The 16,971-nt window shown below is 57.1% G+C and carries 14 protein-coding genes and 1 tRNA gene; 8 read left to right on the top strand and 7 right to left on the bottom strand.

Annotated features, from left to right (window positions below):
- The first annotated feature begins 29 nt into the window (after positions 1-29).
- The 3 genes from B3Y70_RS08525 to pyrF are packed head-to-tail and all read left to right on the top strand — an operon-like array spanning position 30 to position 2,262.
- Positions 30-332, top strand: a complete 303-nt coding sequence (locus B3Y70_RS08525) for a LapA family protein (protein WP_011784539.1) — start codon at positions 30-32, stop codon at positions 330-332.
- Positions 332-1,504: a lipopolysaccharide assembly protein LapB gene (gene lapB / locus B3Y70_RS08530; protein WP_153741063.1), complete on the top strand. Its 1,173-nt coding sequence runs from the start codon at positions 332-334 to the stop codon at positions 1,502-1,504. The genes B3Y70_RS08525 and lapB overlap by 1 nt, the downstream gene beginning before the upstream one ends.
- Before the next feature lie 47 nt (positions 1,505-1,551).
- The gene (gene pyrF, locus B3Y70_RS08535) at positions 1,552-2,262 is read left to right on the top strand and encodes an orotidine-5'-phosphate decarboxylase (protein ID WP_286894847.1); all 711 of its coding nucleotides are present in this window, start codon (positions 1,552-1,554) and stop codon (positions 2,260-2,262) included.
- A gap of 236 nt (positions 2,263-2,498) precedes the next feature.
- On the opposite strand, the gene B3Y70_RS08540 is transcribed toward pyrF, so the two are convergent.
- Both B3Y70_RS08540 and B3Y70_RS08545 read right to left on the bottom strand, forming a co-directional pair.
- A tRNA-Asn gene (locus B3Y70_RS08540) sits at positions 2,499-2,574 on the bottom strand.
- Between the two features lie 70 nt (positions 2,575-2,644).
- Positions 2,645-3,829 carry a pyridoxal phosphate-dependent aminotransferase gene (locus tag B3Y70_RS08545; RefSeq protein ID WP_153741064.1) on the bottom strand — a complete coding sequence of 395 codons (1,185 nt, stop codon included), beginning with the start codon at positions 3,827-3,829 and terminating at the stop codon, positions 2,645-2,647.
- A gap of 193 nt (positions 3,830-4,022) precedes the next feature.
- Between B3Y70_RS08545 and uvrB the strand changes: the two genes are divergently transcribed.
- On the top strand, positions 4,023-6,080 hold the full coding sequence (gene uvrB, locus B3Y70_RS08550) for an excinuclease ABC subunit UvrB (protein WP_286714961.1): 2,058 nt from the start codon (positions 4,023-4,025) through the stop codon (positions 6,078-6,080).
- Here uvrB and rimI read toward each other — a convergent pair whose 3' ends face one another.
- Positions 6,081-7,196: a ribosomal protein S18-alanine N-acetyltransferase gene (rimI, locus tag B3Y70_RS08555; RefSeq protein WP_222533618.1), complete on the bottom strand. Its 1,116-nt coding sequence runs from the start codon at positions 7,194-7,196 to the stop codon at positions 6,081-6,083.
- A 202-nt stretch (positions 7,197-7,398) separates the two neighbouring features.
- On the opposite strand from rimI, the gene B3Y70_RS08560 reads away from it, so the two are divergent.
- Entirely contained in the window at positions 7,399-8,898 is a 1,500-nt protein-coding gene (locus tag B3Y70_RS08560; protein WP_014421813.1) for a RimK family protein, read from the top strand.
- A 9-nt stretch (positions 8,899-8,907) separates the two neighbouring features.
- On the opposite strand, the gene B3Y70_RS08565 is transcribed toward B3Y70_RS08560, so the two are convergent.
- Positions 8,908-10,071 carry a cation diffusion facilitator family transporter gene (locus B3Y70_RS08565; RefSeq protein ID WP_222562422.1) on the bottom strand — a complete coding sequence of 388 codons (1,164 nt, stop codon included), beginning with the start codon at positions 10,069-10,071 and terminating at the stop codon, positions 8,908-8,910.
- A gap of 404 nt (positions 10,072-10,475) precedes the next feature.
- Between B3Y70_RS08565 and B3Y70_RS08570 the strand changes: the two genes are divergently transcribed.
- On the top strand, positions 10,476-11,498 hold the full coding sequence (locus B3Y70_RS08570; protein WP_286714960.1) for a quinone-dependent dihydroorotate dehydrogenase: 1,023 nt from the start codon (positions 10,476-10,478) through the stop codon (positions 11,496-11,498).
- A gap of 174 nt (positions 11,499-11,672) precedes the next feature.
- Here B3Y70_RS08570 and rmf read toward each other — a convergent pair whose 3' ends face one another.
- Positions 11,673-11,885 (bottom strand): ribosome modulation factor, encoded by a 213-nt coding sequence (gene rmf / locus B3Y70_RS08575; protein ID WP_011784548.1) that lies wholly within the window; start codon positions 11,883-11,885, stop codon positions 11,673-11,675.
- A 321-nt stretch (positions 11,886-12,206) separates the two neighbouring features.
- Between rmf and rlmKL the strand changes: the two genes are divergently transcribed.
- The gene (gene rlmKL / locus B3Y70_RS08580; RefSeq protein ID WP_286894837.1) at positions 12,207-14,384 is read left to right on the top strand and encodes a bifunctional 23S rRNA (guanine(2069)-N(7))-methyltransferase RlmK/23S rRNA (guanine(2445)-N(2))-methyltransferase RlmL; all 2,178 of its coding nucleotides are present in this window, start codon (positions 12,207-12,209) and stop codon (positions 14,382-14,384) included.
- Here rlmKL and B3Y70_RS08585 read toward each other — a convergent pair.
- Both B3Y70_RS08585 and B3Y70_RS08590 read right to left on the bottom strand, forming a co-directional pair.
- Positions 14,372-14,974, bottom strand: a complete 603-nt coding sequence (locus tag B3Y70_RS08585; RefSeq protein ID WP_286894835.1) for an outer membrane beta-barrel protein — start codon at positions 14,972-14,974, stop codon at positions 14,372-14,374. The genes rlmKL and B3Y70_RS08585 overlap by 13 nt on opposite strands.
- 106 nt (positions 14,975-15,080) lie before the next feature.
- Entirely contained in the window at positions 15,081-15,563 is a 483-nt protein-coding gene (locus B3Y70_RS08590; protein WP_288589620.1) for a hypothetical protein, read from the bottom strand.
- Positions 15,564-15,677: 114 nt separating this feature from the next.
- Between B3Y70_RS08590 and B3Y70_RS08595 the strand changes: the two genes are divergently transcribed.
- The gene (locus B3Y70_RS08595) at positions 15,678-16,967 is read left to right on the top strand and encodes a M18 family aminopeptidase (protein WP_286894226.1); all 1,290 of its coding nucleotides are present in this window, start codon (positions 15,678-15,680) and stop codon (positions 16,965-16,967) included.
- The last annotated feature ends 4 nt before the right edge of the window (positions 16,968-16,971 follow it).

The following is a 16,971-nucleotide window of genomic DNA, read 5'->3' on the forward strand; positions in this document are numbered from 1 at the left end:
GCATCTGACCCGTTGGGAGCGCTTAAGACATGGCAGGACTGCGGAAGATCCTAATTACCTTGCTGGTTCTGGTTCTGATTCTTCTGGCGCTGGTGTTTTCCCTGAATAATCAGATGGCGGTCTCGCTCAACTTCCTGTTGTTCGAAACCCAGCCCCATGGCGTTGCTGTCTGGATCATCATGGCGTTTGTGATTGGTGCACTGGTTGGGGTGCTTGTGACTACCATGGCTACCGTCCGGACGTCTGTATCGCGCCGTCATCTGCAGAAGCGTCTTGAGCGGACAGAGCACGCACTCGAAAAATCCAGGGCACAAAACGACCGGGCACTTTGATGGACATGCTGTTTCAGTGGCTGCTTCTGACGGCGGCCGTTGCCGCTGGCTGGGCTGTAGGTCGATACGGAAACCGCTCTGGCCGCGCCTCCCGAGCCATTATGGACGAGGATTCCGTTCGGGACCGTCTGCAGTTTCTCTTTACCAACTACTCTGATCAGGCCGTCGAGAACTTCGTTCAATCCCTTGCCGTCAACAAAGACACCGTCAGCTTGCATCTCTCCATTGGCAGCCATTTCCGGAACAAGGGAGAGACAGACCGCGCCATTCTGATTCACCAGAATCTTCTTGCCAGACCTGAGCTCCCGGCCCGTTATTCGCCCCAGGTTACCCAGGAGCTGGCAATGGACTATCTGAATGCCGGATTGCTCGACCGGGCCGAAGCATTGTTTCACCAGTTGATGGGCGACCGCGAGTACGGGCGCCGCTCAGCCATTGCGTTGATTGAGCTCTATCAGCAGGAGAGAGAGTGGGAGAAGGCGGCCCAGGTGGCAAAAACCCTCACTCGTGGTGATGCGGATCCTGCTACCTTCAAAGCGCTGGCCTACATTACCTGCGAATTGTCTGATGGCGCCCTGAGCCGTAACGACGACCGCTGGACAGCGCAGAAGCTGGCGAAAGAAGCGCTGGATTACGACCGCTCCTGTGTGCGGGCAACCCTGCTGCTGATGAAGCTCCAGATTCGGCAGGGCAATTTTCGGGAGGCGGCAAACCAGTCCCTGAAAATTTTCGACCAGAATCCGGAGTTCGGTCCGGAAGCGATAGACCGGTTGATGAAGCTGGAGCGTGAGCATGGTGATGTTTCACGCCTTTATAAAAAGCTTCGTAAGCTCTATGAGCAGTATCCCAGTACCAGCCTGCTGCTGGCCCTGGTGGAGTCAGTTGAGCGTTCCTCCGGCCGGCCGGCGGGCATTGATCTACTGCGCATGGAGCTGGAGACCAGGCCCTCCGTGCGAGGGCTTTTGCGGTTGGTGGAGATGGCGGGCTATGAAAAAGGCATGACCACCGATGAGGGGCGCCTTGTCAGCAGAATAGGGCACCTGATTCTCGCAAACCGCCCGGTCTATCGTTGCGTAAGCTGCGGATTCTCCGGCCAACAGTTACACTGGCTGTGCCCAAGCTGCAAACAGTGGGAAACCGTGCGTCCCATTCAGGGCGTAGAGGCGGAATAACCTCGCTTTGACCCATCCCGATTACCTTTCTACCCAGGAACCTGAACGTGCAAAACCTGAACGACCCGAAAATCATCGTCGCGCTCGACTTTCCTTCCCAGAATCCCGCCTTGGCCCTGGCAGATCAGCTTGATCCGGCAAAATGCCGCCTGAAAGTGGGCAAGGAACTGTTTACGTGCTCAGGCCCGGATCTGGTAAAAGCGCTCCAGAGTCGCGGGTTTGATATCTTCCTGGATCTGAAGTTTCACGATATTCCCAATACCACCTCGGCTGCTGTGGCTGCCGCTGCAGAGCTGGGCGTGTGGATGGTGAATGTGCATGCCTCAGGGGGCGAGAAGATGATGGTAGCCTGCCGAGAGCGCCTGGAATCGTTCGGCAATGATCGCCCGCTCCTGATCGCGGTTACCGTGTTGACCAGCATGTCTGACGAGGACCTTGCTGGTATCGGTATAGCAAGTTCGGCAGAAGCCCATGTTTCCCGTCTGGCAACCCTGACCAAAAACAGCGGCCTGGACGGCGTGGTTTGCTCGGCTCAGGAAGCCCCGCGTCTGAAAGCGGAGCAGGGCAGTGACTTCCAACTGATCACGCCGGGAATCCGGCCACTAACCGCCGACAAAGGCGACCAGCAACGCATTATGACCCCGACCGATGCCCTTAAGGCTGGATCTGACTACCTGGTGATTGGTCGCCCGATTACCCAGGCGCCGGATCCCTTGGCTGCATTGGAATCCATTCACGCTGAGGTCGTAGCGGTCTAAGTTTCTCCCCCGTTTCGGGTCCTGTCCCTAGCTTTCCGGTTTGGCGGGTAGGGCACGGGCGGGTGTCGCTCCCGAAAACCGCTACAAGCACATCCATGTGCGCTTCTCTCCGGCCATCCATGGCCTCCGACATTTTCGGGAGCGACACCCGTCCGTGCCCGGCAGGCGATTATACGAATACGAGGTCTAACGAAAAAAGCCCGCTAATTCAGAGAACTAGCGGGCTTTCGAAATAGTGGCTCCCCGAGCTGGGCTCGAACCAGCGACAAACGGATTAACAGTCCGTTGCTCTACCAACTGAGCTATCGGGGAACGTCGTCGTGTGACGAGGCGCGTATATTATGTTGGCCATACCGCCCCGTCAACCCCTCAGCTTAAAATTTTAGCCAAGAGCCTTCTGCAAACGCTCGACCGCCTTCTGCAGGTTATCCATGCTGGTGGCAAAGCTCAGCCGCATGTGCCCCGGGCAGCCAAACGCAGAGCCCGGAACCAGAGCAACGCCGGCTTCGGTCAGCAGCTTCTCGGCGAATTCCACATCGGTGCTCACGCCGTCAGTGGCATCGATGGCACCCTGGAAGCTCGGGAAGACATAAAACGTGCCGTCACCGTTCAGGCAGTCCACACCAGGCAGTTTGTTCAGGGCCGCTACCAGCCAGTCGTGGCGTTCCCTGAAAGCCTTGACCATCTCGCCCACGCACGTCTGATCGCCGTCCAGAGCGGCTGTTGCGGCGGCCTGGGAGATAGAGCAGGGGTTGGAGGTGCTCTGAGACTGGATCTTCTTCATGGCACCGATGATTTTTGCCGGGCCAGCGGCATAGCCGATACGCCAGCCAGTCATGGAGTAGGCCTTGGAGACACCGTTCAGTACGAAGGTGCGGTCATACAGCTCCGGGCAAGCGTTCAGGATGTTGCAGAACGGCTTGCCAGTCCACAGGATCGGCTCGTACATATCGTCGGTGGCAATCATGATGTTCGGGTGCTTTTTAAGCACCTCACCGATGGCCTGCAGCTCTTCCATGGTGTAAGCCATGCCACTGGGGTTGGACGGGCTGTTGATCACGAACAGGCGGGTGCGCTCAGTAATGGCGTTTTCCAGCTGTTCCGGCGTGATCTTGAAGCGAGTCTCTGCGGTGGTTTCGATGATCACCGGTTTGCCTTCGGCCACCAGCACCATATCCGGGTAGGAAACCCAGTAGGGTGCGGGAATGATGGCCTCGTCGCCTTCATTCAGTGTCGCCAGGGCGAGGTTGAAAAAGCTCTGTTTGCCACCACTGCTTACCAGTATCTGGTTGGCTTCGTATTCCAGGCCGTTGTCCCGTTTGAACTTCGCAATAATCGCTTTCTTCAGCGCGGGCGTACCATCCACGGCGGTGTACTTGGTCTGGCCGTTGTTGATGGCGTCGATAGCCGCCTGTTTGATGTGATCGGGGGTGTCGAAGTCAGGCTCGCCAGCACCGAGGCCGATAATATCCTGGCCGGCCGCACGGAGTTCAGCGGCTTTATTGGTAACTGCGAGGGTGGGGGAAGGCTTGATCGCCTGTACTCGGCTGGAAAGTTGAAGGTCCAAACTTGAGCTCCTTAAAGCTGCGTCTTATTGGGCTGCGATCGGCCGGGCAACTGGAGCCAAAGTTACTGGCTGATTTTTCACCCAGCCGTCGATCGCACAGATGGTATCATGAAGCTGCCAGAACGCTAAATTTCTTGAGGATGCGACGCAAATATTCCGTCGTTTCCGGTGTCCGGAGGTTAAAACGCCAGATATGGCCAACAAAGCATCCAGTGCGAGGGAAGGGGCTTTTCGCGTCGATTCGCCCTACCAACCTGCAGGTGACCAGCCCAAAGCGATTGCGGGACTGGTTGACGGCATTGAATCCGGGCTTGCCCATCAAACCCTGCTCGGGGTAACCGGTTCTGGCAAGACTTTCACCATTGCCAATGTGGTTCAGCAGGTCCAGCGGCCAACCATCATCATGGCCCATAACAAGACCCTGGCGGCGCAGCTCTATGGCGAGTTCAAGGAGTTCTTCCCCGATAACGCGGTGGAGTACTTCGTCTCCTACTACGATTACTACCAGCCGGAGGCCTACGTACCGTCTTCCGATACCTTTATCGAAAAAGACGCCTCCATCAATGAGCACATTGAGCAGATGCGGCTGTCGGCCACCAAGGCTTTGCTGGAGCGGCCGGATGCCATCATTGTCGCGACGGTTTCTTCCATCTACGGTCTGGGTGATCCGCAATCCTATCTGAAAATGATGCTGCACCTGGACCGGGGTGACCAGATGGATCAACGGTATATCCTGCGGCGGCTGGCCGAACTGCAGTACACCCGCAATGACATCGAGTTCCATCGCGCCAATTATCGGGTGCGGGGCGATGTCATTGATGTCTTCCCGGCAGAATCCCAGAAGGAAGCCATTCGCATCGAACTGTTCGATGATGAAGTGGAGAACCTGAGCTATTTTGACCCGCTTACCGGAGAGGTGCTCAGGCGGGTGCCGCGCGTGACCATTTACCCGAAGTCCCACTATGTCACCCCCCGGCAGACCGTGCTGGATGCGGTCGAGGACATCAAGCAGGAGCTTGATGTTCGGCTGCAGCAGTTGAGGGATAACAACCGGCTGGTGGAAGCTCAGCGGCTGGAGGAGCGTACCCGCTACGACATCGAGATGATGCTGGAGCTCGGTTACTGCAATGGTATCGAGAACTACTCCCGCTATCTCTCCGGGCGTAACCCCGGTGAAGCGCCACCCACGCTGTATGACTACCTGCCACCCAACGCTTTGCTGGTAGTGGACGAGTCCCACGTGACCATTCCGCAGATTGGCGCCATGTACAAAGGGGACCGGTCCCGTAAGGAAACCCTGGTGGAGTACGGTTTCCGTCTGCCATCAGCACTGGATAACCGCCCCATGCGGTTTGAGGAGTGGGAGCGAATTGCGCCCCAGATGATCTTTGTCTCGGCCACCCCGGGGAATTATGAGGCCGAGCATGCTGGCCAGGTGGTGGAGCAGGTGGTACGACCGACCGGACTGCTGGACCCGGAGATTGAGGTTCGGCCCGCGTCTACCCAGGTGGATGATCTGCTGTCTGAGATTCACCAGCGCGTGGGGGTGAGTGAGCGGGTGCTGGTCACAACACTTACCAAGCGCATGGCCGAGGATCTGACCGACTTCCTGATGGAGCACGACATTCGCGTGCGTTATCTGCATTCAGATATCGATACCGTGGAGCGCGTTGAGATTATTCGGGATCTGCGGCGGGGCGAGTTTGACGTGCTGGTGGGCATCAACCTGCTCCGGGAGGGGCTGGATATGCCGGAAGTGTCACTGGTGGCAATACTGGATGCGGATAAAGAAGGCTTCCTGCGCTCAGAGCGTTCGCTCATACAGACCATTGGTCGGGCCGCCCGTAACGTGAACGGCAAGGCCATTCTGTATGGCGACAGGACCACCGGTTCCATGCAGCGGGCCATTGATGAGACCGAGCGTCGTCGTGCCAAGCAGATGGCACACAACGAGGAGCATGGTATTACCCCCACCGGTCTGAACAAGAAGATCGCGGATATTATGGAGGGTGCCGCGGGCGGCGGTGGTCGTGGCCGGCGCAAAGCGGAGCGTCCCGGGCAGAAGGCTGCTGAAGAAGCCGAGGATTATCGCGTAAAGGTAGGCAATCGCTCGCCGGAAGATGTCCTCAAGGAAGTGGCGAAACTGGAAGACGAGATGTACAAAGCCGCCGCGGGTCTGGACTTCGAGACCGCGGCACGACTGCGGGATCAGATTTCGGAACTGAAGGAAGCGGCCCTGCGGACCGGCTGATCACTGTCGTTTGGGGCCGACAATCACTGCCGCCTGCAGGGGCTGGTTGCGGCCATAGCGCGACATCTTGTCGAATACCCGTCGGTCGATGGGCAGGTATTGCTTGTCGGCCACGGTTTCCCCTTCCTCGGTATCGATTTCCGGGTCATGCAGGTACACGAAATCCTCGTCGATGGCACACACGGTTACCCAGTGCGGCACCCGGCTCCGGTTCAGTTGCCAGGTGCTGATCAGGATGACAGGGATGCGCCCGTCATGCAGGGCCTTCTCCATTGCCTCCAGGGTTAGCGGGTCGTGATGCAGCTGGATTTCTGTCTGCCCGATATCGTGCAGGAACCCCTCGTGCACCAGTTCCAGTACCCGCTTTTTATCTTCGTTGCGGACCGTATCTTTGAACAGCGCGCCTTCCTGGCTGATCCAGGCACTGGCCTCGAAGCCCCGGTGCCAGGCAGATAGCGCAAGCCCATGGGGGCCACAACCGCCATGCCCGGCCAGCATGAAGATGGTGGTGGCTTCACGCCAGATTTTCAGCTCCTCCAACGTGCTTACTGGTTGCTGTTCGTCAAGGGCCGCCATCGCCATGATTAATGCAGACGGACCGCAGGTGAACTCGGTGGTCTGGGGGTAATAGGGCACCGGAAGAAATTCGCGAGAGGGCTCGTAGTAGAGGATCCGCCGCTCGAACCGTAAGGCATCGCCGTGATCTTCGTAGTAGTCCCGGTAGGTGCCAAACTGCCGATATCCCAGCCGACGATACAGGGCAATGGCCCCGGTGTTGTCTTCACGCACTTCCAGCCGCATGATGATGCGATCAGCCTCAACCGCTTCCTTCTCCGCCTCACGGACCAGTCTTTCACCCACACCGCGGCCGCGGGCAACTGGTGAGACTGCAATCGAGTAAATCCGAGCCAGCCGGGTGGCTGCATTCATCAGCACCAGGCAGTAGCCCACCAGTTCGCCGTTCAATTCGGCGATAACCAGTCGGTCCCTGGGCATCTCCAGAAAGCGGCGGAAGCTGCGCCGGGATATTCTGTCCTCGGTAAAACAGCGGTTCTCCAGCTGAACGAGGGCATCCAGATCACTGGCATGGGCTTGGCGGAGCATTACATCGGTCATGGTCTGGTAAACCCGGTCAACGAGAAAAAGGTAGCGCCTGGCGGGCACGCTCATTGCCGCTATTATGGTAGACAGATGCCATCCCGTCATAGCAGCGGATGATGCGTAAAAGCACGCATCTTCAGGCGATTGTCTGGCAAGGTGATGGGGCGTATTGTTGCCGGAATTATCAGGCTTTACCTTCAGGGAGGAATGCCGCTTTATGTCCCGATTGCTCATCGTTGTAGACCGCGCCAAAGACTGGGCACCGTACTACCCCAGCGAAGACGTGCTTACCTTCGATCAATACCTTCAGTTTACCGCCCCGGTTAACAGCCGCGTGCGGGTGATAAACCTGTGTCAGAGTGCCAGGTATCTGAGCCGGGGCTACTACTGTTCGTTGCTTGCGGAAGCGCGCGGGCACCACGTGGTGCCATCGGTTATGACGCTCAACGACCTGAGCCGGAAGGGACTGTTTTCGCTTGAACTCGAAGAGCTGGACAGCAGTGTCATCCAGTGGCTGGAAAAATCAGCCTCCGAAATCGATCCCGCCACCGATGACCGGGACGCCACCCATGAAGTACGAATCCGAACCTATTTTGGCCAGGCCGAACATCCAGACCTGAAGCCCGTGGCCCGTGCCCTGTTCGAGCGGTTTCCGTGCCCGATTCTGGAAGTGGTGTTCCGTCACCGCAAACAATGGCAGATCGAAACCATGAAGCCGGCGGCGCCGGCGGATCTTGACGAGCGTGAGCAGGATTTGTTTGCGGCCGCCCTGGATCGCTTCAGCAGCATGATCTGGCGCAAACCGCGCACCCGTCGCCGCTACCGTTTTGATCTGGCTATGCTGGTGAACCCCGAGGAAGAGTTGCCTCCGAGCGATGAGATGGCCCTGAAGCGTTTTGAGCGTGCCGGCAGAAAGCTGGGAATTAACGTGGAGCGCATTACCCGCCGGGATTACATGCGCCTGCCGGAATATGATGGTCTGTTTATTCGTGAAACCACCGCTATTGATCACCACACCTATCGGTTTGCTCGCAAGGCAGAGGCCGAGGGGATGGTGGTAATTGACGACCCGGTGTCGATTCTGCGTTGCACCAACAAGGTGTTTCTGGCGGACCTGCTGAAAAACAACAAGGTGCCAACACCGAAAACGCTGATCCTTTCAAAGGATCAGAAGGATGCGGTACAGCAGGTGAGTAATGAACTGGGCTTTCCTGTGGTCATCAAAATTCCGGATGGCGCCTTTTCCCGTGGTGTGATCAAAGCCAAGGACGAAAAGGAACTTCGGGCAGGGCTGAAAGACCTGTTCAAACAGTCTGCGTTGGTATTGGCTCAGGAGTACTTCTACACGGATTACGATTGGCGCATTGGTGTGCTTGGCGGCCGGGCCATCTATGCCTGTAAATATCTGATGGTGAAAGGTCACTGGCAGATTTACCAGCACGGTGGTGCCACGGTGGAAAGTGGCGGTTTTGAAACCATGCCCACCTACGAGGTGCCTCGCAATGTCATCCAGGCGGCATTGAATTCGACCCGGTTGATCGGTAATGGGCTTTACGGTGTCGACATCAAACAAGCCGGGAATCGGGTGGCGGTGATTGAAGTGAATGACAACCCGAGTATCGACTCGGGTGTGGAAGACAAGTTCCTGGGCGGAGAGCTGTATACCCTGGTGATGCAGGAATTCCTCTCGCGCATGGAGGAGAACCGGCGCCGTTAAACCGGCGCGTCAGGTGGCAGCGACCCAGACCCGGACGCTGCCAAACCAGGGGTAGTCTGCCAGAACCGCTCGAACCTGTTCCGTGGTCAGGTGCGGCCCGGAATGGTTTTCATCCAGGAAGATTTCCAGGTGGATGCGATTCTTGAGGTAATGAAGCCGGAGCCGGCTTTGTGGTGGAAGCTCTCCCAGCTTCTCTGTCAGCAGGCGACGAAGTGCTTCGCGATCGGGTAGCCCCGGGTCGGTGGCGTGGGGCACTTTTTCATCGTTCTCGGCGTCGATATGGAAGTTGATGTCCCGAATGTTCTCCAGGGCATCCCGCATGCCCGTGACCACCTTCATACCAATCTGATGCCCCTCGGAAACGCTGATTTCCGGGCGAACCACCAGGTGAACGTCCAGCAGGATATCGTGCCCCATCCGCCGGCTGCGCAGTTCATGAACATTTCGCACGCCATCCGTTTCCAGGGCAATGGTTTTCAACATCCGGGTATCATCTTCGGACAGACCTGTATCGACCAGTTCTTTCACGCTGTCCCAGGTGAATTTCCAGCCGATGTGCACAATGATGGCTGCAATGAGGACGGCGGCTACCACGTCGAGCCAGACGAAACCCAGCATGGCACCGATGGTAGATACCAGAACGACCACTGACGAAAATGCATCGGTACGGCTGTGCCAGGCGTTGGCAATGATCAGGTCTGAGCGGATTTTCATGCCAACATGGCGAGTATAACGGTAGATCCATTCCTTGCCTGCTACCGAGGCCGCGGCCGCTACCAGCACTGGCCAGCCCGGAACCAGCTGCGCTTCACCGGACAGGAGCCTGAGAATATTCTCCCAGGCCAGGGCCGCGCCCACGGCAATAAGAATGCTGCCCAGTACCAGAGTGCCGAGGGTTTCGATTCGCTGGTGTCCGTAAGGATGGTCCGCATCTGGCTCCTTACGGGACAGGCGCATGACCGCCAGAACCACCCAATCCGATGCCACATCGGTAAAGGAATGGATACCATCCACCAGTAGCGCCTGGGAATTAAAAAGAGTGCCGCCAATGACTTTTATGATGCCCAGAACGGCATCGAGAATCATGCCAATGATCGTAACCCGGGTCGCCGCATGCTTCTCGGATTCGAGATTATTCTGGCGCTGCTGGCTGGGTTGATCAGGCTGTTCCATTGGATTCACTCCGGGCTTTTCGCGATGAGGGCAGTATAACGGGAATAAACGCAGAAATGGGTGGAATTAATGGCCTGGCTGTGGTCGATTTATGCACATCATGACGAATTGGTTACCTGTTAGCATTTTGTTACCAAAGCCGTCAAATGTTAATTTTATCTATTTAAGGTATTGATAAATAAAGGGAAAATAACTGATCAAAAAATGATCAATTTGTAGGCTGGCGCAGTTATCAAGGGGTCGGGGCGCTTGCTCGGCAATTTTCAACAGGGTTATCCACAGATTCCGTGGAAAAGCGTCGGGAGGCTATACAGGGCGGGGTTTTCGGGACTAATTGGGGTTTACACAAGATGGTGTGGAAAACTTTCGGTATACTCCTGCCACCCGGAGAAAGGAGTTTGACGATGTACGGCCTTCTGAGAAATCTGCTGTTCCGATTGCCCCCGGAGCAGGCCCATAATGTTGCCCTTGGCAGCCTGGATGTTGCTCAAAAACTGGGCATCCTGAATACATTTACCCGACAGCCGGAGCCTTGCCCGGTAAACGTGATGGGCCTGGAATTCCCGAATCCGGTTGGATTGGCTGCTGGGCTGGACAAAAACGCCGACCACATTGATGCTCTTGGTGCTCTCGGTTTCGGGTTTATCGAAGTAGGCACTGTTACGCCTCTGGCACAGCCAGGTAATCCAAAACCCCGAATGTTCCGGTTGCCGGAGCACCAGGCCATCATTAACCGCATGGGGTTCAATAATGAAGGCCTGGAACACCTCATTACCAATGTCCGCCACCGTCGTTACCGGGGCGTACTGGGCATTAATGTCGGCAAGAATAAAGACACCCCGAATGAGCAGTCGGAACAGGACTACCGTAGAGGAATAGCGGCTGTTTACCCCTATGCCGACTACATCACTGTCAATGTTTCTTCTCCCAATACGCCGGGCCTCCGGGATCTGCAGTTTGGCGATTCGCTCAAGCAGCTTTTGCACGCCATAAAGGAAGAGCAGGCAGCGTGTGAGCAAAAGCATGGCCGCTATGTGCCGGTGGCTGTAAAGATCGCCCCGGATATGGACGAGCAGGGCATTCGCTTTGTGGCTGCAGCATTGCTCGAAGCTGGCCTGGATGGTGTGATTGCCACCAACACCACGATCAGCCGGGAGGCGGTGAAGGGGCACGCTCACGAGCAGGAGGCGGGCGGTCTCAGCGGTGCACCGGTACGGGAAGCGTCTGTGAAAGTGATTCAGGGGCTGTATGCTGAGCTGGGCGATCGGCTGCCGATTATTGGCGTGGGCGGCATCACGGATGGCGACAGTGCGGCAGAGAAGATTCGGGCAGGCGCAAAGCTGGTGCAGATCTATACCGGGTTTATTTATCGAGGCCCGTCGTTGATCAACGAAGCTGTGGAAGCAATCCGGAAAGAAATCAGCTGAGGCCAGAAAGAAGGTGGGCCCGCTGAGCGGGCCCTTGCGGGGAATAAACCCCGTAGCGCTTCTTCGCATGGTACGGGGCGGGAGGCCCCGTTTGGGTTGCTCTGGTTACTGCTCTGATTGTGATTTGTGCGTAAAAATTGAAAAAAACAGATCAGGGTTAAACGGGGTTGGCCATTATGTTGCGGTTACGTTGGCCAGTTTATGGATGCCGGAGACGCCGGTCATGCCCTCCCAGTTATCTGTGCGGCCTTCTCGCCACCCGTTCAGCCATTCCTGGCGGACTTCCGGTTGTTCTAACGGGCAGCTGTCTTTGGATTTGCCGGACACGCCAGCGAGATAACCCCGCTTGAATGCACGAGCGTACATGTCTCTCTTCTGTCTTTTCATGCCGTTCCTCACTGATGGATTAACAGAACAAGCGTGTACACATCTGCAGTGACCTTGGCAGTCGGGAGCCTCTCCGGGACAACCCACTATTGCCAGCTCCGGTCAGAGCAGTCAGGATCCTGTTAACGGAGACTTTTATTCGGCCTCCGGAACGACGCGTCAACTACAAGGTAAGACGAACCTCGCGCCGGTGTACACTATTTATTTCATCTATATGGCGCTTCTTTTATATTTTTGTGAAATAACGATGACAGTCGCTAAAAGGCTTTTACTGCCATTCCGGAAACTTACCGGCCCTATTCAGAAAACCAGGAGTTGATCTTGTCCAAGCATGTCTTTTTCGTAACCTGCCCCAAAGGCGTCGAGTACCTCCTGGCCGATGAATTGAAAGAATTCGGCCTGAACCTTGTGCGGAATGCACCCGCTGGTGTCTGGGTTGAGGGCGAGCTGGAGAGTGGCTATCGGGCCTGCCTGTGGTCCCGTCTGGCGAACAGGGTGATTCTGAATGTGGCGGATGTGGATGCCCGGAGCGCCGACGAACTTTATGCCGGTGTCGTGGATCTTGACTGGCAGGCCCATATACCCGCGGGGGGGAGCTTCCGGGTAACGTTTCTTGGCCAGAACGAAGCCATCCGGAACACTCAGTTTGGCGCCCAGAAAGTGAAAGATGGCATTGTTGACAGCATTCGGGGTGCCGGTGCACCCAGGCCCTCGGTTGCGCCGAAAGACCCGGATGTCACGGTATCGGCGCGGTTGAACCGGGGCCGCTTGTCGTTGGGGATTGATCTGAGTGGCCACAGCCTTCATATGCGGGGCTACCGAACCGAAAAGGGTATCGCGCCCTTGAAAGAAAACCTTGCAGCGGCTTTGCTGCTGCGGGCAGGGTGGCCTGAGATTGCCGCTAACGGTGGTGACTTTGTGGACCCGATGTGCGGTTCCGGTACGCTGGTGGTTGAAGCTGCATTGATGGCGCTGGACATTGCGCCGGGGCGGAAGCAGGAGCGGTTCGGGTTCGAAAAGTGGCCAGGACACCAGCCCGAGCTCTGGCTGTCGCTGCGCCAGGAAGCGGAGCGTCGGGCCCATGAGGGCAAGCAGGGGCGCATTCCCATTTTTTCTGGCTTTGATCAGGATGGCAGCGTGATTTCAACCGCGGAGAAGAACATCCTGCGAGCTGGCCTGGAAGGTATCGTTCGCGTAGAAGCCAGGCCGATCTCCGAATTCACTCGCGAGAATGACTGGAGCGATACTGGCCTGGTGCTGACCAACCCGCCCTACGGTGAGCGGTTGAGTGAGCGCAAGGAACTGGCGGCCCTGTACCAGAGCCTTGGAGAGGTTGTGGCCCGTGAGCTGATCGGATGGCGCCTGGGCGTGTTCACCGGTGCGCCTGAGTTCGGGAAGTCTCTTGGTTTGCGAAGTTTCAAGCAGTACAAGTTGTTCAATGGCAAACTGCCGGCGCAGCTGTTGCTGTTTGAAGTACAGCCGGAGAATGCCCGCACGCCCCGTGATCCGGCCGCGCCGGGGCAGATTATGCCCCGCATCGCCAACGCCGAACGGGCAGACATGCTGCGTAACCGTCTCAAGAAAAATCTGAAAACGATTGGCCAGTGGGCCAGGAAGCAGAACATTGGCTGTTACCGCCTATACGATGCCGATATGCCGGAATATGCCCTGGCGATCGATATCTACGAGGGGCGGGTGCATGTTCAGGAATACCTGGCCCCGAAATCCGTCGACGAAAAGGCAGCCAGAGAGCGCCTTGCCGAAGCCATGGCGGTGATCCCGGAAGTGCTTGAGGTCGCGCCGGAGGATCTGGTGTGCAAGCAACGTCAGCGCCAGACCGGTACCCGGCAATATGAAAAACAGGCGGCGACCGGCGAGTACTTTAACGTGCACGAGCACGGCTGCGCCCTGAAGGTGAACCTGAAAGACTATCTGGATACCGGTCTTTTCCTGGATCATCGCCCGGTACGCCACTGGATCCAGCAACATGCCAGGGGCAAGCGTTTTCTGAACCTGTTCTGTTATACCGGCGCAGCGACCGTGCACGCAGCGGTTGGCGGAGCCAGCCGCTCCCTGAGCCTGGACATGTCCAAAACCTACGTCAGCTGGGCTCAGGATAACCTGGCTCTCAACTCGGCGGACCCGCGCAAGCACGTCGTCGAACAGGCAGACTGCCTGGCCTGGCTGGCAGACCGAAAAACCGCGAATCAGACCTTTGATCTGATTTTCATGGATCCGCCCACTTTCTCGAATTCAGCCCGGATGGCTGGCGTTCTCGATATTCAGAGAGACCATGCCGATCTGGTGCGGCAGTGTATGGCCCGGCTGTCCAGTGATGGTCTGCTGATTTTCTCCAATAACTTTCGTAAGTTCAGGCTGGATGAGGCGCTGGAGTCAGAGTTTGAAGTGAAAGAGGTGAGTGCCAGCACTCTGGACAAGGATTTTCAGCGCAACCCGAAAATCCATCGGTGCTGGCATATCCGGCATCAGAACTCGTAACGGATACCTGAGGAGAACTGGAAGGCATTGGCGCTGGTGTCCGTGTCTTCAAACAGCTTGCCGCCCTCGAAAACCAGGTAGGTGTTATCCATCAGTTCCAGGTCCAGGCCGGCCAGCCAGCTGAAGCTGAAGCTGCTGCTCGGGTAATCGCCCTCGATATCCCGAAACTGGGCATTGGCGTCGGCATCCCGGTTGTCGAGGGTTGCCTCCCCGCTGACATGGGTAAAGCCAGCCTGGGCATAGACATTGCCAAGCTCACCGATGGGGTAGTGCAGGCCCATGTACCAGCTGCCGAAGTAGTCGACGGCCAGGCTCAGGTCGCCACGGGAAATCTCCGCGTCTGCCAGGCCGCCACCCAGTCTCACCTCTGCATGAATCAGGTCGCTCAGGTGGCCGCCAATCACCAGTGTTGCGGCTTGCCCCCAGCCATCCTCGTCGGATGAACCGATCGACCGGTGTTCAATGGCTGTCGCCAACAGTCCGACATAGTGTTTATCGGAGCGAGGCGTCTCCTGGCCAAAGGTGGCGGAAGAAAACAGGCCAAGCGCAATCAGGCTGGATGTGAGGAAACGGGGTGTGACCTTGTTCATTATTATCGGGCTTCCTGTCAGTGACGGTACTGACGCCCGATTCTGCCTTGTGTAACGCAATGTTACGCAGACTCGTGTCACAGTTCCCCGTGATCAGGGCGGGACCTCATTCCTCCAGGTAGCCTTCCTCATGGGCCAGCAATAGCAGGGAATATACGCCGTTTTCCGGCAGCTGCGGTTCAAGCCCTTCATCAAAGAGCAACTGCCGGCGGCGGTCTTCCAGTGTTTCGCTGTCCAGGCCGGTAATCAGCTCGGAAATAGGCGCGATTTCGAACGGGGCGTCCTGGCGAACCGCACTGAAGATCAGGTCTACCAGGATTTCGTCCGGATCCAGTCCATCCACGTATACGGTCTGGTCTGGCAGGTCTTCGTGCAGTTCCCGGGCCAGTTCCAGCAATGGTACCCCTTGTTCTTCCAGGTACAGCAGGTCGATGTCGCCCAGGTCGCCATCTTCGGGCAACCAGACATCCTCCGGTGCAATTACCACGGTTTTCATCTGGCCGTCTGCAAGGGACCAGGCGATGGCTGTGGGAAACAGGGCGTCGTCGGTCTGGCAGTATTCGATATCCAGAAAGCGGGGTAGTGACACAGTGAACTCCGGAATCTTCGGTGAGTGCTTATGGCGGTGCGCGGCTTACCCGGTAGGAGCACGCGCGGCTTCATGCCATACTGTAGCGGCCATTATCATGCAATCAGGAAGATCATGGAACACACTGAATTCAATAAAGACTTGATTGAGTTTTTGAATGCCTCGCCAACTCCGTGGCATGCGGTCAATACCATGAAAACGCGTCTTGAAGCAGCGGGATTTGAACCGCTGGACGAGCGCGAAGAATGGTCTTTGCAGCCAGGGCAGGGCTACTACGTAACCCGTAATGGCTCGTCTATTGTTGCCTTTCGTACCGGCACCAAGGATGTGGTCAGTTCCGGCATCCGGATGGTGGGAGCCCATACCGACAGCCCCTGCCTGAAGGTCAAACCGAACCCTGAGATTCGCCGCAAGGGCTTTTTCCAGTTGGGTGTGGAAGTGTATGGGGGCGTATTGCTGAATCCCTGGTTTGACCGGGATCTTTCTTTGGCCGGCCGTGTGACGGTATTGGATGACAACGGAAAAGTACGCGACACCCTGGTGAATTTCCGCAAGCCGGTGGCGATCATTCCGAGCCTGGCCATCCATCTGGATCGTGAGGCGAACAGTAGCCGTACCGTTAACGCCCAGACTGATCTTCCGCCGGTGGTCATGCAGGTGCCGGAAACGGATACCACCACCTTTGCCGAGTTGCTGAAACAGCAGATTGCCAAAGAATCCGGACTACAGACCAGCAAGATTCTGGGCTATGAACTGAGTTTCTACGATGCCCAGGGTGCGGCTCTGGTGGGGTTGCGTGAAGAGTTCCTGGCCTCCGCACGGCTCGATAACCTGCTCAGCTGTTACATCGGCTTGCAGGCCTTGCTGGAAACCTCCGGTGATGAGCCGGCACTGCTGGTGTGTAACGACCACGAGGAAGTGGGCAGCATGTCCGCCGAGGGCGCCCAGGGGCCGTTCCTGACAGCGGTGCTGGATCGCTGGTGTGGTGCCGGGAAAACCCGTGCCATTGCCCGTTCCATGATGATTTCTGCGGATAACGCCCACGGTATCCATCCAAACTACATGGACCGTCATGATGAGAATCATGGGCCATTGTTGAATCAGGGGCCGGTCATCAAGGTAAACCACAATCAGCGTTACGCCACCAACAGCCGTTCCGCCGCCCTTTATCGTCACATCAGCGATGAATTGGGTTTGCCGCACCAGACGTTTGTGGTGCGCAGTGACATGGGGTGTGGCAGCACGATCGGGCCGTTGACTGCGGGAAATCTGGGCGTGACCACGCTGGATATCGGCGTGCCTCAGTTTGCCATGCACTCGATTCGTGAAATGATCGGTACACGGGATGGCTATACACTGTTCCAGGTGTTGCGGGAGTTCATGCAGCGGGCCGAGGTTTTCTGAGGCC

The organism is Marinobacter sp. UBA5687 (assembly GCF_002420325.1).
In the GTDB taxonomy this organism is placed as follows: Bacteria; Pseudomonadota; Gammaproteobacteria; order Pseudomonadales; family Oleiphilaceae; genus Marinobacter; species Marinobacter nauticus.

Coding starts and splice junctions, on each gene's coding strand:
- B3Y70_RS08525 (WP_011784539.1), top strand. CDS start 30: ATGGCAGGACTGCGGAAGATCCTAATTACCTTGCTGGTTCTGGTTCTG.
- lapB (WP_153741063.1), top strand. CDS start 332: ATGGACATGCTGTTTCAGTGGCTGCTTCTGACGGCGGCCGTTGCCGCT.
- uvrB (WP_286714961.1), top strand. CDS start 4,023: ATGGCCAACAAAGCATCCAGTGCGAGGGAAGGGGCTTTTCGCGTCGAT.
- rimI (WP_222533618.1), bottom strand. CDS start 7,196: ATGACCGATGTAATGCTCCGCCAAGCCCATGCCAGTGATCTGGATGCC.
- B3Y70_RS08560 (WP_014421813.1), top strand. CDS start 7,399: ATGTCCCGATTGCTCATCGTTGTAGACCGCGCCAAAGACTGGGCACCG.
- B3Y70_RS08565 (WP_222562422.1), bottom strand. CDS start 10,071: ATGGAACAGCCTGATCAACCCAGCCAGCAGCGCCAGAATAATCTCGAA.
- B3Y70_RS08570 (WP_286714960.1), top strand. CDS start 10,476: ATGTACGGCCTTCTGAGAAATCTGCTGTTCCGATTGCCCCCGGAGCAG.
- rmf (WP_011784548.1), bottom strand. CDS start 11,885: ATGAAAAGACAGAAGAGAGACATGTACGCTCGTGCATTCAAGCGGGGT.
- B3Y70_RS08585 (WP_286894835.1), bottom strand. CDS start 14,974: ATGAACAAGGTCACACCCCGTTTCCTCACATCCAGCCTGATTGCGCTT.
- B3Y70_RS08595 (WP_286894226.1), top strand. CDS start 15,678: ATGGAACACACTGAATTCAATAAAGACTTGATTGAGTTTTTGAATGCC.